We start from the raw sequence: 22,308 nt of genomic DNA on the forward strand, positions 1-22,308 counted from the left end.
ACCCCTACAGGTGAGGGGTGGGGCCGGGAAGGGTTGGGGAGAGTCAGTCGCGGGCGGCGGCCAACAGACCGTCGCCCAAAGGGATCAGCACCGGGGTGAGCCGCTCGTCCTCGGCGATCAACCGGGCTGCCTCCCGCACGGCACCGACCTCGGCGTCGTTCGCCGAGGCGTCGCCGGCCCGGCCGCCCAGCGCGGCCCGGTGCAGCACGATCGCGCCGCCGGAACGTAGTAGGCGCACCCCTTCGGCCACGAACTGCGGCTGATCGATCGGCTCGGCGTCGATGAACACCAGGTCATAGGATTCGTCGGCCAGGCGGGTCAGCACCTCCTGGGCGCGTCCGCTGATCAGCCGGGTGCGTCCGGGGCCGACTCCGGCCTCGTTGAACCCCTGTTTGGCGATTCGTTGGTGCTCGGGTTCGACGTCGATGGTGGTCAGCACGCCGTCGTCGCTCATGCCGGACAACAGCCACAACCCGCTGACGCCGGCGCCGGTGCCGACCTCGACGACCGCCCGGCCCCCGGTGAGCCGCGCGAGCACGCTCAGCAACGCTCCGACGGCAGGCGTCACCGCACCCGCGCCGAGTTCTTCGGCCCGCTCACGCGCGGCCGCGACGATCTCGTCTTCGGAGATCGATCGTTCGGCATGCGTGACGATCGCTTCGGCGCGACCGGGGTTGGAGCTGACCATGCCCGCAGCGTAGGCCAGAGGTCGGGGGCGTCGTCGCGACACGCCCGTGGGTGGTAGGTATCACCCCTGAAAATTCGCTGGTCTGCGCAGGTAACCGGACGTATCGTCGGCTTTCTCAGGGAAAGTTCAGATTGCTCATATGCCTGCCACACCGGGATCAGGAACGGTATCCGCATGGAACACGGCGCCCGCTGGCGCACTGCCCAGCACAACCAGGACAGCAATCGGAATAGCGAAGTCATCAGTCGTGTTGAGCTGAGTGAAAACTGTGATCAGGAGGATCCGACGAGCACGAACGCTGTTACCTCGAACCCCGCCACCCAGGCCGCCCCGGTGACCATGGCTCATCTTGAGCAATTCACCGCAGGTGAATGGGTGGAGCCGTCCGATGAGTTGACCGGCACCGCCGTGTTCGACGCCACCGGCGATCAGGCTGCCATGCCGTCATGGGACGAGCTGGTGCGTCAACACGCGGACCGGGTGTACCGGCTGGCCTATCGACTCTCGGGTAACCAGCACGATGCCGAGGACCTGACCCAGGAGACCTTCATCCGGGTGTTCCGCTCCGTGCAGAACTACCAGCCGGGAACATTCGAGGGGTGGTTGCACCGCATCACCACCAACCTGTTCCTGGACATGGTCCGTCGCCGCGGCCGCATCCGCATGGAAGCGCTGCCAGAGGACTACGACCGGGTGCCGGCCGACGACCCGAACCCTGAGCAGATCTACCACGACTCGCGGTTGGGAGCCGATCTTCAGGCCGCTCTGGACTCGCTGGCGCCGGAGTTCCGCGCCGCCGTGGTCCTGTGCGACATCGAGGGTCTGTCCTACGAAGAAATCGGCGCCACGCTGGGCGTGAAGCTCGGTACCGTCCGCAGCCGCATTCACCGCGGTCGGCAGGCCTTGCGCGAGTACCTGGCGAAGCACTCGCCGGAAACCGCCAAATCCGCCTAGTGGTGGTTGATGTTCGGCGCGCCAGGTCGCGCTACATTCGGGTCAGGACATTTGGTCATGGCGGGAGGAGCTGGGCGATGGTCGACCCGGGACACGTGTTCCGTCGCGCATTCTCCTGGTTGCCTGCGCAGTTCGCTTCGCAGAGCGACGCACCGGTAGGCGCACCTCGACAGTTCGGTTCCACCGAGCACCTGTCGACCGAGGCCATCGCGGCCTTCGTCGACGGTGAGCTGCGGATGAGCGCGCATCTGCGAGCGGCGCACCACCTGTCCCTCTGCCCGGACTGCGCGGCCGAGGTCGATGCCCAGGGTCAGGCCCGGGCCGCATTGCGGGATTCCTGTCCGATAGCCATTCCGAATTCCCTGTTGGGACTGTTGTCGCAGATACCGCACCACAGTCCGCAGCCCCCGGCTGACGTCGATGAACAGCCTCAGTTTGCTGACGACCCGACGCGGAGTCGGCGTAAGCGCCGGTAGGCTGGACCCCAAGGCGATCAGTGACCGGCGTCGGCCTATCTGGCTGGGGCGGGCGCTCCGATAGAGAGTGATACACCGGTGACCAATCAGGACCAGTCCGACGAGAGCGGCCGTCTGGAACCGCGCCCTGTCGAGCGGCCACCCGTCGACCAGTTGTCGCAGCGTACGTTCGGCCGGCCCGCTGGTGTGGACGGCTCTTTCCTCGGTGCAGAGAAGTACCAGGACCAGGGCGAGTACGCCCCCAAGGACCTTCCTCCGGATCCTGTGTTGGCCGAGGCGTTCAGCCGTCCCTCCGTCGGCGGTGACTCGCTGCAGCGGCACCCCACCGACGCCGGGGCACTCGAGGCCGAGCGGACCGCAGGCGAAGACGACTTCGACGACCCATGGCGCAACCCGGGTGCCGTCCCGGCGCTGGGCACACCCGCGCAGGCGCCGGCCGCTCCGGTGATCGTGCCTGCCCCGATCGGCAAGCTGGGTGCCCGCGAGGTGCTGTTCGGTGGTCGGGTGTCGTGGCTCGCGCTCGTCGTGTTGCTCCTGATCACGCTCGTGGTCGGCGCGATCGGTGGCTGGGTCGGGCAGAAGACCGCAGGTACCGTGCAGGCCTTCACCACCTCGAAGGTGACGCTGGAGACCGGCGACCTCCCGTCTCCGGACGCCGGCCGGTTCGCCACCGTCGCCTCGGCGGTCGAGGATTCCGTGGTGACCATCGAGGCCAAGAGCAAGACCGAGGGCTCGCAGGGCTCCGGCGTCGTCGTCGACGGCAAGGGCTACATCGTCACCAACAACCACGTGATCTCCGATGCCGCGAGCAAGCCCGCGGACTACCAGATCACCGTCGTGTTCAACGACGGCAAGGAAGTGCCGGCCAACCTGGTCGGCCGTGACCCGAAGACCGACCTGGCGGTGCTCAAGGTCGACAACGTCGACAATCTCGTCGTGGCACGGATGGGTGATTCCGAGAAGGTGCGCGTCGGCGAGGAAGTCATCGCGGCCGGCGCCCCGCTGGGGCTGCGCAGCACGGTCACCCACGGCATCATCAGCGCGCTGCACCGGCCGGTGCCGCTGTCGGGCGAAGGTTCGGACACCGACACCGTGATCGACGGGCTCCAGACCGACGCCTCGATCAACCACGGCAACTCCGGTGGCCCGCTGATCAACATGTCCTCCGAGGTGATCGGGATCAACACGGCCGGAAAGTCCTTGTCGGACAGCGCCAGTGGCCTCGGTTTCGCCATCCCGGTCAACGAGGTCAAGCAGGTCGTCGAGAACCTGATCAAGGACGGCAAGGTCGCGCATCCGACGTTGCTGCTCAGCGCCGTCACGGTCAGCAACAGCGTGGCCTCCGGTGCGCAGGTCCGTAATGTCAATGCGGGCGGCCCGGCCGACAAGGCCGGCATTCTGGAGAACGACGTGGTGGTCAAGGTCGGGGACCGCAAGGTTGCCGACGCCGACGAGATGGTGGTCGCGGTGCGTCAGCTCCACATCGGACAGGAAGCCCCGATCGAGGTGCTCCGCGACGGTCGGCCCATGACCTTCATGGTCACGCCCATCGGCGACGATCAAAAAGCGCAGTAGCGATGTTCGCGAACATCGGGTGGGGGGAGATGCTGGTCCTGGTGATCGCCGGTCTGGTGATCCTGGGGCCCGAGCGCCTGCCCGGTGCCATCCGATGGACCTCCGGCGCCCTGCGTCAGGCACGTGACTACGTCAGCGGCGCCACCAGCCAGCTGCGCGAGGACCTGGGCCCGGAGTTCGATGATCTGCGGCAGCCTCTGGCCGAGCTGCAGAAGCTGCGCGGCATGACGCCGCGGGCCGCCATCACCAAGCACCTGCTCGAGGGCGACGATTCGTTCCTGACGGGTGCGTTCGACGACCGCAAGGATCAGCAGCCGTCGGTACCGGGCGACAAGCCGGCCGGCGAGATCGGCAGCAAGCCGACGGACAAGGCGGCAGGCACGTCGTTCGACCCCGACGCGACCTAGCGGCGCGCGGTATCCAGACCCAGAGACATCCCGGCCAGGCCCCGCTTGCGGGCCGACAATCCCTCAGCGATCTTGCGCAGCTCGGCACCGGCCGCTGATTCGGGCGCCGACAGGACGAGCGGAACCCCGGAGTCACCGGCGGCCACGAGCGCCGGGTCCAGCGGGACCTGGCCCAGCAGCGGCACCTCGGCGCCCACCGATCGGGTGAGCGACTCTGCGACCTGACGGCCGCCGCCCTCGCCGAACAGCTGCATGACGGTGCCGTCGGGCATCTGCAGGCCCGACATGTTCTCCACCACGCCGGCGATGCGCTGACGGGTCTGCAGGGCGATCGCCCCGGCCCGCTCGGCCACCTCGGCGGCGGCCATCTGCGGAGTGGTCACCACGAGGATCTCCGCGCCGGGGATCAACTGAGCCACCGAGATGGCGATATCGCCGGTGCCGGGCGGCAGATCGAGCAGCAGTACGTCCAGATCGCCCCAGTACACGTCGGCCAGGAACTGTTGCAGCGCACGGTGCAGCATCGGCCCGCGCCACACCACGGGCGTGTTGCCCTGGGTGAACATGGCGATCGAGATGACCTTCACGTCATGTGCGATCGGCGGCAGGATCATCGAGTCGACCTGGGTGGGCCGGTCGCTGGTGCCCATCATGCGCGGCACCGAATGGCCGTAGATGTCGGCGTCCAGCAGGCCGACGGACAGCCCGCGGGCGGCCATCGCCGCGGCCAGGTTGACCGTCACGCTGGACTTGCCGACGCCGCCCTTCCCTGAGGCGACCGCGTAGACCCGGGTCAGGGAGTTGGGCTGGGCGAAGGGGATCACCGGTTCGCGGGAATCGCCACGCAGCAGCGTGCGCAATTCGGCGCGTTGCTCGTCGTTCATCACGTCCAGGCTCACCTTGACGGCGCCGGTGCCCGGCACATCGGTGGCGGCGGCCGTCACGAGGTCGGCGATCTCGGTCTTCTTCGGGCAGGCCGCGGTGGTCAGGTAGATCTCGACATGGACGCCGTGGTCGGCATCGATCGAGATGTTCTTGACCATGCCGAGTTCGGTGATCGGCTTCCGCAATTCGGGGTCGATCACCTTGGCCAGCGCAGCGCGAACTGCGGATTGCAGCTCAGTGGCAGATTCGGACATCACCGCCGAGTCTACGGCGGCGGCACCGCGAGCTGGATTCAGGCCAGCATCAGGCCGGACCCGGTGCCGGTCCCGGCGCGGGTCCGGGTGCCGGCCCGACAAGTGCCGGGGAGGCAGGCGCGGCCTCGATCGGCGGGCCGACCGGGGCGGCAGGCAGCGGTCCCGGCGGGGGAGCCTGCTGCAGTGCGGGGACCGGGCCCGGACCCGGAGCGGGCGGCGGTCCCAGGGGCGGCGCCGGAGCGGGCGGGGGAGTCTGCTCGCCCAGGCAAAACACGACGCATGCAGGCTGGCGCGGCTGCTCCCAGGGCGGGACCCACGGCGGCGGGGCGGCGGGCGTCTCGGACGGGATGGCCTGGGCCGGACCGGGCAGCGGGCCGAGCACCTGCCCGGGCGCGAATCCCGGGACGTTCTGTGTGCCGGTCTCATTGCGGTTGAGCAGCGGGATCAGGGCCAGCGGATCGCCCGCGGGCAGCCCGGTGGCATCGGCCGGCAGGCCCGGGCCGAGGCCCTCGGGATTGTCCAGATGCGAATCGCCGATCGGCGGAATGGACCCGGTGATCTCAGGCAGGTCGACCGGCACCACACCGGTGGCGTATGCCGCGGCCCAGCCCAGCACGTTGCGGGCATAGGCCACCGAGTTGTTGTACCGGAGGATGGCGGTCATGACCTGGGACTGGTCCCGCAGGTTGAGCCCACCGCTGCACAGGTAGCGGGCGGCGGCCAGGGCCGAGTCGTACACGTTCTGCACGTCGGCCTTGCCGTCGCCGTCGCCGTCGGAGGCATACCGGGCCCAGGTTCCGGGTAGGAACTGCATCGGCCCCATGGCCCGGACATAGGAAACCCGTCCGGCTTGCGCGCTCTGGATGATGATCTCGTTGCCCGGCAGGGTGCCGTCGAGGGCGGGACCGTAGATCGGGCGCACCGCGGTGCCGCGGGCATCGGTGGCGCCGCCGTTGGCGTGCCCCGACTCGATCCGTCCGATGCCGGCCAGCAGGTTCCAGCTGATACCGCAGCCGGGGTAGGCCGCGGCCATCATCCGTTCGGCGTTGCGGTATGCCTTCAGTGACGTTCCCGGAATGCCAAGGGCGCCAGGGGTATTGACGACGAAAGCGGGCGGGGGAGCCGAGATCGTGGTCATCGACTTGATACGGAAGTTCGTCGGCGGCCGGGCCGCGGCGACCACCGCAGGGCCCGAGCGGTCGATCTGGGGTGCCACGGCGGCCAGCGGCGTGACCGCGGTGTTGGACATGTCGACGTCCGACGCGGAAGACCCGGCACCGGCGACCAGAACGATGGGAGCCAGGACGGCGACACCGAGCACAGGTGAGCGCATGAGCTGGCTCATACGGCGCCGAGCGGTCTCGAACACCGCTCCTCCCCCTACGCGCAATTGCCTGTCCTTAGGTCAGCTTTGGCCAAATACCATGTTGTGAACCAAGTCACCATACATAGTCCCGGTTTCCGTTGTTACGACAATGGTCGACAGCGAGATCAACCACCGCGTTTGGACCGGCGCTCCCCGCCGTCGGATTTGCTCGGGTTTGCCCGGTCGGCGTCGGCAGGCAAGGTGATCTCGGTGATCAGGTCACGCAGTTCTTCCAACTCGCGACGCAGGTAGTCGCGGGTGGCAACCTCGCCGACGGCCAGTCGCAGCGACGCCAGTTCCCTGGCCAGGTACTCGGTGTCGGCCTTGGTCTGTTCGGCCCGGCGCCGGTCTTCCTCGAGGGAGACGCGGTCCCGGTTCTCCTGCCGGTTCTGGGCCAGCAGGATGAGCGGGGCGGCATACGCAGCCTGAGTCGAGAAAGCCAGGTTGAGCAGGATGAACGGGTACGGATCCCACTGGAAGGTGAAGACACCGATGTTCAGCGCGATCCAGACCAACACGACGATGGTCTGAATGGCCAGGTAGCGCCCGGTGCCGAGGAAACGCGCGATCGACTCGCTGAACGCGCCCACCGCCTCGATGTCGACGTGCAGCCCGAAGCCCCGGGTCGCGCGCGGGGTGTCCAGCCGCTGACGCGCAGACGTTTCGCTCATGAGCCCGCCACCGGGAGCTCGGGCTCGTCACGTTCACGCCAGTCGTCGGGCAGCATGTGGTCGAGCACGTCGTCGACCGACACCGCCCCCAGCAGGTGGTTCTCTTCATCGACCACCGGGCCGCACACCAGGTTGTACGCGGCGAAGTAGCGGGTCACCGCGGCCAGTGAGTCGGCCGGGCTCAGGCTGGGCAGATCGGTATCGGCGATGCCGCTGACCAGGGCTGCGGGCGGTTCGCGCAGCAACCGCTGCAGATGGACACAGCCCAGGTACTGCCCGGTCGGGGTGGCGCTGGGGGGCCTGGTGACGAAGACCATCGACGCCAGGGCCGGCGTGAGATCGGGATCGCGGATCCGCGCCAACGCCTCGGCAACGGTGGTGTCGGGCGCCAGGACCACCGGTTCGCTGGTCATCAGACCACCTGCGGTGTCGGGCGAGTGGGCCAGCAGCCGTCGCACATCCTCGGAATCCTCCGGGTCCATCTTGCGCAGCAGGGTCTCGGCATCGGCCGGGGTCATCGAACCCAGCACGTCGGCGGCGTCGTCCGGGTCCATCGCCTCCAGGACGTCGGCGGCGCGTTCGGTGTTCAGCTGGCGCAGCACCGCGGCCTGCTCATCCTCGGGGAGCTCCTGCAACACGTCGGCCAGCCGCTCGTCGTCGAACGCCCGGTACAGCTCGTAGCGCCGTTTGGTCGGCAGTTCGCGGAGGGCCTCGGCCACCTCGATCGGTCGTTGCCCCTCGAACTGCTCGAGCAGCGAAGCCACGCCCTGGTCGGGCATCGCCAGGCCGGACGGGGTCAGGCCGTGAACGTTCTGCCACTCGACGACGTGGATGTTGGTGCGCCGCCCCAGGCGTCGTTGCGGCCGCACCGCGACCCGGGTCACCACCCAGTCGCGGGTGCGGGTCTGCTCGATGCCCAGATCGACTACCACGACGTCGATTCCGGCCAGTTGCTCCAGATCGGGATCGTCGACCCGTACCCGGGTCTCGAGCACCTGGCCCAGAACCAGCACCTCGCCGGGTCGCTGGGCGAACCGGCGCAGCGACACGCTACCGGTGGCCAGCGTCACCGAACCGGGTTCGATCGCCGTGACCCGCAGAATCGGAACGAAAATCCTTCGTCGGGTGAGCAATTCGACCACCAGGCCGAGAACGCGCGGCTGCTGGCGGACGATGCTGATGCTGATCACCACGTCGCGGACACGGCCGATGGACTCCCCGTCGGGGCCCAGCACGACCATCCCCGCCAGCCGGGCCGCGTAGACCCTGTTCACCGCCGCCATGAGTGAAAGGGTAGCCAACTGCTGCTGGTGGAGTGCATTTGAGTGTGCACGGGTACGTGGGGGCTGTGCGTCTGGCCGATTGGTCGGGATCGCATACGAAAAAGGGTTGCGTCGAGGTTGGTGGATGCCCCGATCCCGGCGGCCTGAACTCCCCGGGTTTAGTTCCTACGATGAGCCGAGCCGCGCGTTTTTGTCGGAGCGTGGTGGCAGGGTGATCGACATGCGGCATGGTGCCTGGTTGATCGGACAGCGAAGGTCGGCGCCTGCCCTGATGGTCGCGACGACGGCCGCTGCTGGATCGGGTCGGGCGTCATGATTGTCGGGATGCGTACGCGTCAGCAGGCCGCGACGGTGGCCGGGATCACTGGTGGTGCGCATCTGGCGGGTAGACCGAACCGTGATGGGACACCGACGTTGTCTCGGTACGTGGATGTTGGCGCTGATTTCGAATCGCACCGGGCTGGGGTGGAGTCCGTCTCGGTACTTTTCAAGCTTTTCAACGGCGACGCCGACGGCTACGCGGCCACGGGTTCACCGGGTGAGGCGGTGCCGACCGGGTGGGTGATGACCGGGGCGAAATTCGAAGTGGAATGGCCAACCGATCCTGAGCGGGCTGGGCTGGTGCGCTCGCATTTCGGGGCCCGGCGATTCGCGTTCAACTGGGGCCTGGCCCAGGTGAAAGCCGATCTGGACGCCAAAACAGTTGACCCCGACCATGTATCGCTTGGGTGGGATCTGGGTTCGCTGCGCAAGGCCTGGAACCGTGTGAAGGACGGGGTGGCGCCGTGGTGGGCGGAAAATTCGAAAGAGGCATACTCGTCGGGGCTGGCGGATTTGGCCCGGGCGCTGGGTAATTGGGACGCCGGCCGTAAGGGGAAACGTCACGGCAAGCGGGTGGGTTTCCCCCGGTTCAAGTCCGTGCGGCGGGATAGGGATCGAGTGCGGTTCAGCACCGGCACCATGCGGGTCGAGGCTGATCGGCGCACGATCACGGTGCCGGTGATTGGTGGGTTCCGATCGAAGGAGAACACCCGCCGCGTGCAGCGCCCTCTCGCCTCGGGGCGGGCCCGGATCGTGAACATGACTGTGTCGCAGCGGTGGGGGCGGTTGTACGTGTCGATCAGCTACGCCCTGCGCACCCCCACCACGCCACGTACGGTGTCCCACCCAACGGTTGTCGCCGGGGTGGATCTCGGCGTGCGCACCCTGGCCACCGTGGCCACGATCGACAGCGTCACCGGCGCCGAAACACTGATCGAGTATGAGAATCCGGCCCCGCTCAAAGCCACGCTGTCACAGCGGCGGCGGGTGGGGCGTGAACTTTCCCGCCGTATCCCCGGATCGCGCGGTCACCGGGCAGCGAAAGCCAAGCTGTCCCGTCTAGACCGGCGATGCGTGCATCTGCGGCGGGAAGCTGCCCATCAGCTCACGACGGAGCTGGCGAGCAGCTACGGCCACCTCGTGATCGAGGATCTTGATGTGGCCGCGATGAAACGCAGCATGGGCCGACGCGCCTTCCGGCGCGCCGTGTCTGATGCGGCGATGGGGGCGGTCGCGCCGATGCTGACCTACAAAACCACCAAAAATGGCAGCACCCTGACCAAGGCGGACCGCTGGTTTCCCTCGAGCCAGCTCCACCACGGTCATATCGCACCCGACGGCAGCCCGTGCCGCCTGGTCGGCATGGGGCGTATCAACAAGTTGTTGGTGTGCCCGCACACCGGCGAGGTGGTTGATCGGGATCGCAACGCTGCCTTGAATCTCCGTGACTGGCCGGAATTTGCCAGTTGTGGTCCAGTCGGGACCACGGCCCCATCGGTACCCGGGCCGACCACCCCGGTGGTTGGTACAGGCCATGGCGCGGACGCCGGATCATCCGGCGCCGGCGGAGCATCCATAAGACCCCACCCTGGTGAGGCCGGACGCGGCGAGGCCAGAACCCAAACCCCGCAAGGGGACGCCGCATGAGCGTGTCGCCAAAACACACTCAACGGCAAACGGTAGAGACTGTGGTCGTGGAGAACACGTATCGACCCCGCAGAACGTGCCTCTCGGTTCCGGGCAGCAGCCTGAAGATGATCGAGAAGGCCAAGGCTCTGCCTGCTGACGAGGTGTTCCTCGATCTTGAGGACGCGGTGGCCCCCGAGGCCAAGGCGTCGGCCCGCACACAGGTGGCGGCGGCGTTGGCCGGTGACGGCTGGGCCGGACAGCTGCGTGGGGTACGGGTCAACGACTGGACCACCCCGTGGACCTACGCCGACGTGATCGAGGTGGTGTCCACGGCAGGCGCGGTGCTGGACCTGATCGTGTTGCCCAAGGTGACCGAGGTGGCCCATGTTCAGGCGCTGGACCTGCTGCTGTCGCAGCTGGAGGTCACCCACGGGCTCGAACCCGGCCGGATCGGGATCGAGGCGCAGATCGAGAACGCGCAGGGACTGACCAATGTCGACGCGATCGCCGCAGGCCCGCGGGTGCGGGCGCTGGTGCTCGGCCCCGGTGACATGGCGGCCAGCCTCAACATGCGCACTCTGGAGGTCGGCGGGCAACCCGACGGGTACGACATCGGCGACGCCCACCACCATGTCCTGATGCGGATCCTGATCGCGGCGCGCAGTCGCGGGATCAACGCGATCGACGGGCCGTATGTGAAGGTGCGTGACGTCGACGGGTTCCGCCGGGTGGCCGGGCGCTCAGCGGCCCTGGGTTACGACGGCAAGTGGGTGCTGCACCCGGACCAGATCGAGGCGGGCAACGAGATCTTCAGCCCGCGCCAGGCCGATTACGATCACGCCGAGCTGATCCTGGACGCCTACGAGTGGCACACCTCGCAGGCCGGCGGGTCCAGGGGTGCGGTGATGCTCGGCGACGAGATGATCGACGAGGCCAGCCGCAAGATGGCGCTGGTGATCGCGGGCAAGGGGCGGGCGGCGGGGATGAACCGGCTGGCCGACCCGTTCCGTCCGCCGCGTTAGGCCGGATCTTGCTGTGCTGTACCGGATTTGGCGCAGCAAGCCGGGCTACGAGCCGAAGGCGGTGCCGATGAAGAACAGCAGCCAGAGGCCGTTGAACAGGGCGCCGAGGGCGCCGACAGCGATGCCGGCGATCGCCAGGCCGCGGCCCGGTTGCTCGACCTGCGGACCGTAGCCCGACTGGGCACTCTGCTTGATCTGATTGAGCGCGACGACCCCGAGACCGATACCGACCAGGGCGGCGAGCAGTCCGACCCCGCAAGCGAAGAACATGATCAGCGACAAGGCCGAGGCGACCAGTGATCCGATCGCCATGCTGTTGGTGGGGTTGGCCGGTGGCATCCCGTAACCGCCCGGGTATCCGGGGTAGCCGGACACGCCGACGGGGTAGCCACCCGGTGTTGCGTAACCCGGCGGCGGTGGCGGATATCCGGGCAGCGGCGGGGGATAGCTGGAGCCACCGGGCAATGACGGCGGCAGACCCGGCGGTGGCGGGTAGTCGTACGGAATGTCGGCGGGGTAGTCGATCGCAGGCGGGTAAGGCGTGCCGGGACCGGGGGGCGGGGGCGCGAACTCGTACGACGGTTGCGCCGCGCCGGTATCCGGCCGATCCTGAGAGTGCTCGATCGAAGGTGCTTCGTAGCCGCTGGACGACAGTTCAGACGGCTGGGAGCCGGAGTCGGATGGCGGCGTTTCGCCCGCGTTGCCGTCCGCGTTTGTCATGCTGATCAACCTAGCGCACGGACAATGACGCCAAGGGGGGCGTGACTCCGGCACCAATTCCGGTGCGAGGGCGTTGCTGTAACGAGAGCAGCCGCCGAGCAGGCGGTGCGGAGGAGAGTGAAGTTCGATGACGAGCCCATTTCAGTCCGGTCAGACACCCGGCGCCGCGCCCACGGCGCGCGGCGCGTTGCCGACGCCGCCCAAAGGCTGGCCGATCGGCTCCTACCCGACATACGCGGAGGCCCAGCGTGCCGTCGACTACCTGTCCGACCAACAGTTCCCCGTGCAGCAGGTGACGATCGTCGGGGTGGATCTCATGCAGGTTGAGCGGGTCACGGGCCGGCTGAACTGGCCCAAGGTGCTCGGCGGCGGTGTGTTGTCCGGCGCCTGGCTCGGCCTGTTCATCGGCCTGATCCTCGGTTTCTTCAGCCCCAACCCGTGGAGCGCGCTGCTCACCGGTCTGGTCGCCGGCGTCTTCTTCGGCTTGATCACCTCGGCGATCCCGTACGCGATGGCTCGCGGCACAAGAGATTTCAGTTCGACGATGCAGCTGGTCGCCGGCCGCTATGACGTGCTGTGCGACCCGCAGGGCGCCGAGCAGGGTCGAGATCTGCTGGCCCGCTTGACGATCTGACCCGCGACGCCTCAAGGGCGGGGGTGCGGTGGCAAAGTTCCGCAGGTCACGATTGTGACGCGGCGCGCCCGGCACTGTTGCACATATGCGGGCATGGCTCTACGGTTTGCGCGCGGGAGCCGCTCCGGCGTCGTGGGGGCCGCTCCGGCGGCGAGAGATGACTCGGACGGGAGGCAGAGCGGTGCGCGCTCGGCGGCTATGTGCTGCGGCAGTGGCCGCGTTGACGACGGCCTCGGTGGTGTCGGCTTGTGGTAAAGGCGATGACGGGATCGTCATCAACTACTACACCCCGGCCAACGAGATGGCGACTTTCACCGCCGTGGCCAAACGCTGCAATGCCGAACTCGGCGACCGTTTCACCATCAAGCAGGTGAGTTTGCCGAAAGGCGCTGACGACCAACGGTTGCAGCTTGCCCGGCGGCTGACCGGTAACGACAAGACCCTCGACATCATGGCGCTCGACGTGGTCTGGACGGCCGAGTTCGCCGAGGCCGGCTGGGCCGTGCCACTGTCCGAGGACCCGGCCGGTGAAGCCGAGTCCGACGCGGAATCGAACACCCTGCCCGGACCGCTGGAGACGGCCCGGTGGCAAGGCAAGTTGTACGCCTCACCGATCACCACCAATACCCAATTACTTTGGTACCGCGCCGATTTGATGGACGGGCCGCCGTCCACCTGGGACGGCATGGTCGCCGAGGCTTCGCGACTGCACGCGGCGGGCAAGCCCAGTTGGATTGCGGTGCAGGCCAAGCAGTACGAGGGCCTGGTGGTGTGGTTCAACACCCTGCTGGCCAGTGCCGGCGGCCAGGTGCTCTCCGAGGACGGCAAGACCGTCACACTGACCGACACCCCGGAACATCGCGCGGCGACGGTCAAGGCGCTGCAGATCATCAAATCGGTTGCCACCGCGCCCGGCGCCGATCCCTCGGTGACCCAGACCGATGAGGGGACTGCCCGACTTGCCCTCGAACAGGGCAAGGCCGCGCTCGAAGTCAACTGGCCGTTCGTGCTGCCCTCACTGCTGGAGAACGCCGTCAAGGGTGGGGTGAACTTCCTTCCCCTCGACAAACGTGCCGACCTGACCGGCGCCATCAACGATCTCGGCACCTTCTCGCCGACCGACGAACAGTTCGAGTCGGCCTATGAGGCCAGCAAAGACGTGTTCGGCTTCGCGAACTACCCGGGGGTGTCCGAGGGCGCGCCGGCAAAGGTGACCATCGGCGGGCTGAACCTCGCAGTGGCCAAGACCAGCAGGCACAAGGCCGAGGCCTTCGAAGCCATCCGCTGCCTGCGCAATGTCGAGAACCAGCGCTACACCTCGGTCGAAGGCGGTCTGCCCGCGGTGCGGGAGTCGCTCTACGACGACCCGGCGTTCCAGGCCAAGTACCCGCAGTACGCCGTCATCCGCGAGCAGTTGACCAACGCCGCGGTGCGGCCCGCCACCCCGGTCTATCAGGCTGTGTCCACCCGCATTTCGGCCACCCTGGCCCCGATCACCGACATCGATCCGGAGCGCACCGCCGATGAGCTGACTGAACAGGTGCAGAAGGCCATCGACGGCAAGGGGCTGATCCCGTGACCACCCGCACCGACAACCGCGCCTCCGAACGCAAGCTGGCGTTCGCGCTGATCGCGCCCGCGGTGATCCTGATGATCGCGGTCACCGCGTATCCGATCGGTTACGCGGTGTGGCTGAGCCTGCAGCGCTACAACCTGGCCGCCCCCGACGACACCGCCTTTGTCGGGTTCGCCAACTATCAGACCATCCTGACCGACCGGTACTGGTGGACCGCGTTCGTGGTGACCCTGGCGATCACCATCGTCTCGGTGACGATCGAGTTCGTCCTCGGCATGGCGCTGGCACTGGTCATGCACCGCACCATCTTCGGCAAGGGCGTGGTCCGCACCGCGGTGTTGATTCCCTACGGGATCGTGACGGTGGCAGCCTCCTACAGCTGGTACTACGCCTGGACGCCCGGCACCGGGTATCTCGCCAACCTGCTGCCCGACGGCAGCGCACCGTTGACCGAACAGTTGCCCTCGCTGGCCATCATCGTGCTGGCCGAAGTGTGGAAGACCACGCCCTTCATGGCTCTGCTGCTGCTGGCCGGGCTGGCGCTGGTGCCGCAGGATCTGCTCAACGCCGCCGAGGTCGACGGGGCCGGAGCGTGGACGCGGTTGGTGAAAATTATTCTGCCGCTGATCAAACCGGCCATCCTGGTCGCCCTGTTGTTCCGCACCCTGGACGCCTTCCGGATCTTCGACAACATCTATGTGTTGACCGGAGGAGCCAACAGCACCGGGTCGGTGTCGATCCTGGGGTATGACAACCTGTTCAAGGCGTTCAACCTCGGATTGGGTTCGGCCATCAGCGTGTTGATCTTCCTGTCGGTGGCGGTCATCGCGTTCATCTTCATCAAGCTGTTCGGTGCGTCGGCTCCCGGTGCAGAGGCGGAGGGCCGATGAGCGCTTGCGCGAAGAGCGGAGGACACCGATGAGCGAGCGAGTGGGTGCGCGGCGCGCGACCGGGTGGACGGTCGTAAACATCCTGGTGGTGCTCTACGCGTTGATACCGGTCTTGTGGATTCTGTCGCTGTCGTTGAAGCCGACGTCGAGTGTCAAGGACGGCAAGCTGATTCCGTCGCAGATCACGTTCGACAACTACAAGGGCATCTTCACCGGGAACATCTTCACCTCGGCGTTGATCAACTCGATCGGCATCGGCCTGATCACCACGGTGATCGCGGTGACCATCGGCGGCATGGCGGCCTACGCGGTGGCCCGACTGGACTTCCCCGGCAAGAAGTTGTTGGTGGGGGTTGCGCTGCTGATCGCGATGTTCCCGCAGATCTCGCTGGTGACCCCGATCTTCAACCTGTGGCGCAGTATCGGCCTGTTCGACACCTGGCCGGGGCTGATCATTCCCTACATCACCTTCGCGCTGCCGTTGGCGATCTACACGCTCTCGGCGTTCTTCCGAGAGATCCCTTGGGATCTGGAGAAGGCCGCGAAGATGGATGGGGCCACCCCGGCGCAGGCCTTCCGCAAGGTGATCGCTCCGTTGGCGGCGCCGGGCATCGTCACAGCGGCCATCCTGGTGTTCATCTTCGCGTGGAACGACCTGCTCTTGGCGCTGTCGCTGACCGCGACCGAGCGGGCGATCACCGCGCCGGTGGCGATCGCGAACTTCACCGGCAGTTCCCAGTTCGAGGAACCCACCGGGTCGATCGCGGCGGGTGCGATGGTCATCACGATCCCGATCATTATCTTTGTTCTCATCTTCCAGCGGCGGATCGTCGCTGGCCTGACATCCGGTGCGGTAAAGGGGTAATTGGATGGCCGAAATTGTGTTGGACCGGGTCACCAAGAGTTACCCCGACGGTGCGGGCGGCACGAGAGAGGCCGTCAAAGAGTTCTCGATGACCATCGCCGACGGCGAGTTCATCATTCTGGTGGGGCCCTCAGGGTGCGGTAAGTCCACCACGCTGAACATGATTGCCGGGCTTGAGGACATCTCGTCGGGCGAGCTTCGCATCGGTGGCGAGCGGGTCAACGAGAAGGCGCCCAAGGACCGCGATATCGCGATGGTGTTCCAGTCCTATGCGCTCTACCCGCATATGACGGTGCGGCAGAACATCGCCTTCCCGCTGACCCTGGCCAAGCTCAAGAAGGATGAGATCGAGGCCAAGGTCGCCGAGACCGCCAAGATCCTCGACCTGACCGAACTGCTCGATCGCAAGCCTGCCCAGTTGTCGGGCGGACAGCGTCAGCGGGTGGCGATGGGGCGGGCAATCGTGCGTCGCCCCAAGGCATTCCTGATGGATGAGCCGCTGAGCAACCTGGACGCCAAGCTGCGTGTGCAGATGCGCGCCGAGATCTCGCGACTGCAGAGCCGGCTGGGCACGACCACGGTCTACGTCACGCACGACCAGACCGAGGCGATGACCCTGGGCGACCGGGTTGTGGTGTTGCTGGCGGGCGAGATTCAGCAGATCGGCACGCCCGACGAGTTGTACAACAACCCGGCGAATCTGTTTGTGGCCGGCTTCATCGGATCACCGGCGATGAATTTCTTCCCCGCCACGTTCACCGACGTCGGAGTGCGGCTGCCGTTCGGCGATGTCACCCTGACCCAGCAGGTGCACGATCAGGTGGCGCGCCATCCCAAGCCGGACAACATCATCGTCGGGATCCGGCCCGAGCACCTCGAGGATGCTTCGCTGCTCGACGGCTACGCGCGGATCCGGGCCCTGAGCTTCCCGGTGCGCGCCGACATCGTGGAGTCGCTCGGTGCCGACAAGTACGTGCACTTCACCATCGAGGGTGCGGGCGCCGAGGCGGCGCAGCTTGCCGAGTTGGCCGCGGATTCCGGCGCCGGTGCCAATGAGTTCGTGGCCCGGGTGTCTGCCGAGTCCACGGCTGCGGGCGGCCAGCAGATCCAATTGGCCTTCGACACCTCGAAGTTGGCGATCTTCGACGCCGCGACCGGGGTGAACCTGACCCGTACCGAGCCTGTCGAGGACACCGCGGAGGCTGAGACCGGGCCCGCCGAGACCGAGCCCGCCGAGACCGAGCCCGCCGAGGAATCCGAGGCACCCACATCCGCCGAGTCGGCCGAGCCGGCCGGAGAACCGACAGCAGAGTGATCGACGTCCTGGCTGCCGTCCGCGCCCACGTGGGCGAATACTTCGGTGCGGCAGGCATTACCGCGGAACCCGTCAGTGCCAGCGTCACCTTCCTGGGTACCGAGCGCATCGACGTCCTGCGGTTCGGCCCGGATCTGCGCGCTGGTGGTAGCGGACAGGATCTGTATCACTATGTGACGGTGGGCTGTTCGCGCCACCCGATGTTCGATCCGACCGAACTGGTCTCCGATCCGATCCACGGTCCCCGGGCCGAGGTGGTGCTCTCACTGCGGGGTCCGACCCCGGGCGGGCTGGCCCGGTCGCTGGCCGTGCTGGCTGCCGCGCCCGCGGTGGAAGGTCTGGTGCTGGAGGCCGACGCGCTCATCGACCTGGAGACGCAGTTGTTCGACTCCGCACCGTTCAGCGCATTCCTGCTGGGCCCCAGCGATATCGGCGAGGTGACCCTGGCCGATCCACTGTCGCCGGTGACCGTGCTCTCGGCCACCCCGATCACCGCCACCGAGGCAGCCTGGGTGCGCCTGAAGGGTGCGGACGCCATGCGGGAGGCGTGGCAGACCGATGGGGTGGACGTGCTGGATCCGACCAGGAGGGCAGCAAGCCCCAGCTAGAGCCAGTCGTTGTGGCGGAACGTGCGATACAACGCGAAGCAGATCAGCGCCATGGCCAGTAGCACGGCGGGATAGCCCCAGGTCCACTGCAATTCGGGCATGTGCTCGAAGTTCATCCCGTAGATCCCGGCCATCGCGGTCGGCACCGCGGCGATCGCCACCCACGCGGAGATCTTGCGCATGTCCACGTTCTGCTGCATGGCCACCTTGCCGAGCGCGGCCTGCACCAGCGAGCTGAGCATCTCGTCGTAGCTCGTGACGCGATCGGAGGCCTGCACATTGTGGTCGTGAACGTCGCGCATGTACCGGCGCACCTCGACCGAGATCAGGTCGTTGTGGTCGGTGAGCAGGCGGGCCAGGGCCAGGGTCAACGGGGCCACCGCGCGGCGCATCTCGACGACTTCCCGCTTGAGCAGGTAGATGCTTTCGATGTTGGTGTGCGTGCCGGGGGAGAAGATGTCCTCCTCCATCGCGTCGATGTCGGTTTCCATCAGATCGGTCACGTCGAGGTAGCTGTCCACCACATGGTCGGCGATCGCGTGCATGACCGCGAACGGTCCGAGTTTCAGGGTGGCAGGCGAGGATTCGAGCCGCTTACGTACGCCGGCCAGTCCGCCGTGCTCGCCGTGGCGGACGGTGACGACGAAGTCCGGCCCGACGAAGATCATGATCTCGCCGGTCTCGACGATCTCGCGGGCCAGCGCGACCGACTCGTGCTCGACATAGTTGATGGTCTTGAGCACCAGGAACAAGGTCTTGTCGTACCGCTCGAGCTTGGGGCGCTGGTGGGCGTGCACCGCGTCCTCGACCGCCAGCTCGTGCAATCCGAAAACGTCTGCGACCGACTGCATCTGGAATTGGTCGGGTTCGTGCAGCCCGATCCAGACGAATGCCTTCTGACCCGCGTTCTGCAACTCGCGGACCTTGTTCAGCGCTGCGGCGTGGGTGTACTTGCCGGGCAGCCGGTCACCGCCGCAGTAGACACCGCAGTCCACCATCGCCCGGGCCACCGGGACATGGATCGTCTTGGCGTCGGGATCGGCGGGGCGGGTCCTTGCGGTCGCGCGCAGGGCCGGCGGCAAGGCGCGGAATGAGGGCATGATCTGCGACCTTCCTGCGCGGTGTTGCGGCAACCTGATCAGCACACCGAATGCTACGCGCAGTTACTGTTAAGTAACGCTCACCAGCGGGGAACCGGGCCCTGTGAGATTTGGCATTGAAGTACCCTTGCGCCGTGTCGGAAAGTACAGTCGCCTCCTCGTCCGAGCGCTCGTCAGCGGAGCGCACCCCGCAAGTTGTCATCGAAGACGCCGAGATCTTCGATGCTCATGAAGGCGGAAAGCTCTCGGTCGAGTTGAAGGAGCCGCTGGACACCCAGCGTGCACTGTCGATCGCCTATACCCCCGGTGTCGCCCAGGTGAGCCGGGCGATCGCCACGGATCACACGCTCGCCGCCAAGTACACCTGGGCCAACCGCCTGGTCGCGGTGGTCAGCGACGGCACCGCGGTGCTGGGTCTCGGCGATATCGGCCCCGCCGCGTCGCTGCCGGTCATGGAGGGCAAGAGCGCGCTGTTCAAGTCCTTCGGCGGGCTGAACTCGATCCCGATCGTGCTGGACACCAAGGATCCCGACGAGATCGTCGAGACCCTGATCCGGCTGCGTCCGACCTTCGGCGCGGTGAACCTGGAGGACATCTCGGCGCCGCGGTGCTTCGAGATCGAGCGCCGGGTCATCGAGGCGCTGGACTGCCCGGTCATGCACGACGACCAGCACGGCACCGCCATCGTGGTGCTGGCCGCGCTGCTGGGCGCCACCAAGGTCCTCGAGCGTGACATCCATGCACTGCGCGTGGTCATCTCGGGCGCCGGTGCAGCGGGTGTGGCGTGTGCCAACATCCTGCTGAACAAGGGCATCACCGACGTCGTCGTGCTCGATTCGCAGGGCATCGTGCACTCGGGCCGGGACAACCTCAATTCCTTCAAGGCCGAGCTGGCCGGGCGCACCAACCCGCGCAAGCTCACCGGCGGGGTCGCCGAGGCGCTCGAGGGCGCCGACGTGTTCCTCGGGGTGTCGGCCGGCGTCGTGCCCGAGGAGCTCATCGCGACGATGGCCCCCAACTCCATCGTCTTCGCGCTGTCCAACCCGGACCCGGAGATCCACCCGGACGCGGCCCGCAAGTACGCCGCAGTGGTGGCGACCGGACGCAGCGACTTCCCGAACCAGATCAACAACGTGTTGGCCTTCCCGGGCGTGTTCCGCGGGGCGCTCGACGCCGGGGCCCGCCGGATCACCGAGAAGATGAAGGTGGCGGCTGCCGAGGCGATCTTCTCGGTCGTGGGCGACGATCTCGCGGTCGACCACATCGTGCCCAGTGCGCTCGATCCGCGGGTCGGTCCCGCGGTTGCGGCCGCGGTCGCGGCGGCGGCTGACACCGCAGAATCCTGAGTTCGCGAATGCGCCGCACGTGGGCGTTGGCGCTGTTGGTGCTGTTCGTTTTGGTGTCTGCCGGTTGCGGTGGCCACTCGGCCCCGGCCGCTCTCACGGTCGGGGCGGGGCCGGCGCCCGAGTCTGCACTGCTCGGTCATCTGTACGCCGCGGCACTGCGCTATTACGGCACGCCGGCCGTGGTCACCGAGACCGACGGCACCCCCGGGGTGTTGGATTCGGGATCGGTGACCGTGCAGCCGGGGTTCACCGGCCGGTTCCTGACGCGGCTGGATCCGGCCGCCACCGCCCGCGCGGATGAGCAGGTCTACCGGGACCTGGTCTCGGCGCTGCCCGAAGGCGTCGCGGCCGGCGACTACACCATGTCGGCACAGGACAAGCCCGCGCTGGTGGTCACCGAGGCCACCGCCACGGCGTGGGGCGGGACCGATCTGAGCGCGTTGCGCCGTAATTGCGTCCAGGCCCGGCCGGGTGCGGTGGGCAAGGGGCAGGTGCCCAAGGCCGTCGGCACGTGCACGCTGCCCAAGGCCGTCACATTCCCCGACGACAAGAGCCTGTTCGCGGCACTGCGCGACGGGAAGGTCAATGCGGCGTGGTCGACGACGGCCGATCCGGCCATCCCGTCGGACCTGACCGTGCTGGCCGACAAGACTTCGCTGATCCGCGGTGAGAACGTGGTGCCGCTGTATCGCCGCAACACACTCAACGAACGCCAGGTCCTGGCGCTCAACGAGATCGCCGGTGTCCTGGACACCGGATCGCTGGCCGACATGCGCAGGCAGGTCGCCGAGGGCAAGGATCCCGGCGCGGTGGCCGACGAATTTCTCCAGTCCAACCCGCTGGGCCACTAGCCCCTCGGCAACCCTCGGCGTCAGCGGGGGAGCATCCGCCCCATCGCGCCTGCGAACAGCTTCTGGTACGCCGAGCCGGTGATCCGCACGATGACGTCGAGGACCTTGGCGTCGGCACCGACGAGCACTCGTGCCCGGTCCTTGCGCACCGCTTCGAGGATGATCGTGGCCGCGCGCTGCGGGGTGGTGTTGGCGAGCTTCCGGTCGAAGGTCTCGGCGAGGGCCTTCTGATCCAGTCCCTCGGCGGCGGTGGCGTTGCGGGCGATGGCGGTCTTGATCCCGCCGGGGTGCACACAGGTCACCTTGACCGGATGCTTGGCCAGGGCCATCTCCTGACGGAGGGCCTCGGTGAAGCCGCGCACCGCGAACTTGGCCGAGTTGTAGGCGGCCTGACCCGGAACCGAGAAGATGCCGAACAGGCTGGAGACGTTGATGACGTGTCCGTCGCCGGACTCGATCAGGTGCGGCAGGAAGGCCTTGGTGCCGTTGACGACGCCCCAGAAGTCCACGTCCATCACCCGCTCGATGTCCTTGAACTGACTGATCTCGACGTCGCCGGTGAACGCGATGCCTGCGTTGTTGTAGATCTGGTTGACCTTGCCGAAGTGTTCCTTGACCGCGTCGGCGTAGAGCAGGAAGGCCTCGCGCTCGGTGACGTCGATCCGGTCGGTCTTCACCTCGGCGCCGATCGCCTTGAGGCGCTCCTCCGTGACCGCGAGGCCCTCGGTATCGACGTCGCAGATCGCCACCTTGGCCCCGGAACGTCCGAGTTCGATGGCCAGCGCCTGTCCGATGCCTGATCCGGCGCCGGTCACGACGGCGACCTTTCCGGCGAAGCCCTCCATAGAACACTCCCTTGTGTCGTTCGACTT

General features: G+C 67.3%; 22 protein-coding genes. 14 read left to right on the forward strand and 8 right to left on the reverse strand.

Annotated elements, in window-relative coordinates; translation table 11 throughout:
* Positions 1-43: 43 nt before the first annotated feature.
* Complete coding sequence (locus AC4LGL_RS32065; RefSeq protein ID WP_055116452.1) at positions 44-688, reverse strand: O-methyltransferase; 645 nt, start codon at positions 686-688, stop codon at positions 44-46.
* A gap of 174 nt (positions 689-862) precedes the next feature.
* Between AC4LGL_RS32065 and sigE the strand changes: the two genes are divergently transcribed.
* The 4 genes from sigE (at position 863) to tatB (ending at position 4,100) form a co-directional block, all read left to right on the forward strand.
* Positions 863-1,642 carry an RNA polymerase sigma factor SigE gene (gene sigE, locus AC4LGL_RS32070; RefSeq protein ID WP_491842275.1) on the forward strand — a complete coding sequence of 260 codons (780 nt, stop codon included), beginning with the start codon at positions 863-865 and terminating at the stop codon, positions 1,640-1,642.
* A gap of 77 nt (positions 1,643-1,719) precedes the next feature.
* Positions 1,720-2,118: an anti-sigma E factor RseA gene (rseA, locus tag AC4LGL_RS32075; protein WP_054602999.1), complete on the forward strand. Its 399-nt coding sequence runs from the start codon at positions 1,720-1,722 to the stop codon at positions 2,116-2,118.
* Between the two features lie 78 nt (positions 2,119-2,196).
* Positions 2,197-3,693 carry a serine protease HtrA gene (htrA, locus tag AC4LGL_RS32080; RefSeq protein ID WP_491842276.1) on the forward strand — a complete coding sequence of 499 codons (1,497 nt, stop codon included), beginning with the start codon at positions 2,197-2,199 and terminating at the stop codon, positions 3,691-3,693.
* Between the two features lie 2 nt (positions 3,694-3,695).
* A complete protein-coding gene (gene tatB / locus AC4LGL_RS32085; RefSeq protein ID WP_491842277.1) occupies positions 3,696-4,100 on the forward strand; it encodes a Sec-independent protein translocase protein TatB in 405 nt (134 codons plus the stop codon).
* Here tatB and AC4LGL_RS32090 read toward each other — a convergent pair.
* The 4 genes from AC4LGL_RS32090 to AC4LGL_RS32105 all read right to left on the reverse strand — a co-directional run bounded on the left by AC4LGL_RS32090 (position 4,097) and on the right by AC4LGL_RS32105 (position 8,559).
* Positions 4,097-5,239: an Mrp/NBP35 family ATP-binding protein gene (locus tag AC4LGL_RS32090; RefSeq protein WP_491842278.1), complete on the reverse strand. Its 1,143-nt coding sequence runs from the start codon at positions 5,237-5,239 to the stop codon at positions 4,097-4,099. The two genes, tatB and AC4LGL_RS32090, sit on opposite strands and share 4 nt — an antisense overlap.
* A 49-nt stretch (positions 5,240-5,288) precedes the next feature.
* Positions 5,289-6,572: a lytic transglycosylase domain-containing protein gene (locus AC4LGL_RS32095; protein ID WP_491842480.1), complete on the reverse strand. Its 1,284-nt coding sequence runs from the start codon at positions 6,570-6,572 to the stop codon at positions 5,289-5,291.
* A 158-nt stretch (positions 6,573-6,730) separates the two neighbouring features.
* Positions 6,731-7,276, reverse strand: coding sequence for a DUF1003 domain-containing protein (locus AC4LGL_RS32100; RefSeq protein ID WP_491842279.1), 546 nt, complete (start codon positions 7,274-7,276; stop codon positions 6,731-6,733).
* The gene (locus tag AC4LGL_RS32105; protein ID WP_055116441.1) at positions 7,273-8,559 is read right to left on the reverse strand and encodes a magnesium transporter MgtE N-terminal domain-containing protein; all 1,287 of its coding nucleotides are present in this window, start codon (positions 8,557-8,559) and stop codon (positions 7,273-7,275) included. The genes AC4LGL_RS32100 and AC4LGL_RS32105 overlap by 4 nt, the downstream gene beginning before the upstream one ends.
* Before the next feature lie 312 nt (positions 8,560-8,871).
* Here AC4LGL_RS32105 and tnpB point away from each other — a divergent pair, with 312 nt between their 5' ends.
* Both tnpB and AC4LGL_RS32115 read left to right on the forward strand, forming a co-directional pair.
* Positions 8,872-10,527 (forward strand): IS607 family element RNA-guided endonuclease TnpB, encoded by a 1,656-nt coding sequence (gene tnpB / locus AC4LGL_RS32110; RefSeq protein ID WP_491842280.1) that lies wholly within the window; start codon positions 8,872-8,874, stop codon positions 10,525-10,527.
* A 47-nt stretch (positions 10,528-10,574) separates the two neighbouring features.
* Positions 10,575-11,531 (forward strand): HpcH/HpaI aldolase/citrate lyase family protein, encoded by a 957-nt coding sequence (locus tag AC4LGL_RS32115; RefSeq protein WP_491842281.1) that lies wholly within the window; start codon positions 10,575-10,577, stop codon positions 11,529-11,531.
* 45 nt (positions 11,532-11,576) lie between these two features.
* Here the strand turns inward: AC4LGL_RS32115 and AC4LGL_RS32120 are convergent, their stop codons facing one another.
* Positions 11,577-12,251, reverse strand: coding sequence for a DUF4190 domain-containing protein (locus AC4LGL_RS32120; RefSeq protein ID WP_491842282.1), 675 nt, complete (start codon positions 12,249-12,251; stop codon positions 11,577-11,579).
* 127 nt (positions 12,252-12,378) lie between these two features.
* Between AC4LGL_RS32120 and AC4LGL_RS32125 the strand changes: the two genes are divergently transcribed.
* The 6 genes from AC4LGL_RS32125 (at position 12,379) to AC4LGL_RS32150 (ending at position 18,139) form a co-directional block, all read left to right on the forward strand.
* Entirely contained in the window at positions 12,379-12,885 is a 507-nt protein-coding gene (locus AC4LGL_RS32125; RefSeq protein WP_491842283.1) for a YflT domain-containing protein, read from the forward strand.
* 181 nt (positions 12,886-13,066) lie between these two features.
* Positions 13,067-14,464, forward strand: coding sequence for an ABC transporter substrate-binding protein (locus AC4LGL_RS32130; RefSeq protein WP_491842284.1), 1,398 nt, complete (start codon positions 13,067-13,069; stop codon positions 14,462-14,464).
* Positions 14,461-15,351, forward strand: a complete 891-nt coding sequence (locus tag AC4LGL_RS32135) for a carbohydrate ABC transporter permease (protein ID WP_491842285.1) — start codon at positions 14,461-14,463, stop codon at positions 15,349-15,351. The genes AC4LGL_RS32130 and AC4LGL_RS32135 overlap by 4 nt, the downstream gene beginning before the upstream one ends.
* Before the next feature lie 40 nt (positions 15,352-15,391).
* On the forward strand, positions 15,392-16,216 hold the full coding sequence (locus tag AC4LGL_RS32140) for an ABC transporter permease subunit (protein ID WP_448448516.1): 825 nt from the start codon (positions 15,392-15,394) through the stop codon (positions 16,214-16,216).
* A gap of 4 nt (positions 16,217-16,220) precedes the next feature.
* Positions 16,221-17,531, forward strand: a complete 1,311-nt coding sequence (locus AC4LGL_RS32145; protein ID WP_491842286.1) for an ABC transporter ATP-binding protein — start codon at positions 16,221-16,223, stop codon at positions 17,529-17,531.
* Positions 17,528-18,139 carry a suppressor of fused domain protein gene (locus AC4LGL_RS32150; protein ID WP_491842287.1) on the forward strand — a complete coding sequence of 204 codons (612 nt, stop codon included), beginning with the start codon at positions 17,528-17,530 and terminating at the stop codon, positions 18,137-18,139. Before AC4LGL_RS32145 ends, AC4LGL_RS32150 begins: the two co-directional genes overlap by 4 nt.
* Here the strand turns inward: AC4LGL_RS32150 and corA are convergent.
* A complete protein-coding gene (corA, locus tag AC4LGL_RS32155; RefSeq protein WP_491842288.1) occupies positions 18,136-19,239 on the reverse strand; it encodes a magnesium/cobalt transporter CorA in 1,104 nt (367 codons plus the stop codon). The genes AC4LGL_RS32150 and corA overlap by 4 nt on opposite strands.
* Before the next feature lie 134 nt (positions 19,240-19,373).
* Here corA and AC4LGL_RS32160 point away from each other — a divergent pair, with 134 nt between their 5' ends.
* Both AC4LGL_RS32160 and AC4LGL_RS32165 read left to right on the forward strand, forming a co-directional pair.
* A complete protein-coding gene (locus AC4LGL_RS32160; protein WP_491842289.1) occupies positions 19,374-20,585 on the forward strand; it encodes an NAD(P)-dependent malic enzyme in 1,212 nt (403 codons plus the stop codon).
* Between the two features lie 8 nt (positions 20,586-20,593).
* Positions 20,594-21,436 (forward strand): glycine betaine ABC transporter substrate-binding protein, encoded by an 843-nt coding sequence (locus tag AC4LGL_RS32165; protein ID WP_491842290.1) that lies wholly within the window; start codon positions 20,594-20,596, stop codon positions 21,434-21,436.
* A 20-nt stretch (positions 21,437-21,456) separates the two neighbouring features.
* Here the strand turns inward: AC4LGL_RS32165 and AC4LGL_RS32170 are convergent, their stop codons facing one another.
* Positions 21,457-22,281, reverse strand: a complete 825-nt coding sequence (locus tag AC4LGL_RS32170; RefSeq protein WP_064960400.1) for an SDR family NAD(P)-dependent oxidoreductase — start codon at positions 22,279-22,281, stop codon at positions 21,457-21,459.
* Positions 22,282-22,308 lie beyond the last annotated feature (27 nt).

The sequence above is a fragment of the Mycolicibacterium arcueilense genome (assembly GCF_058536225.1).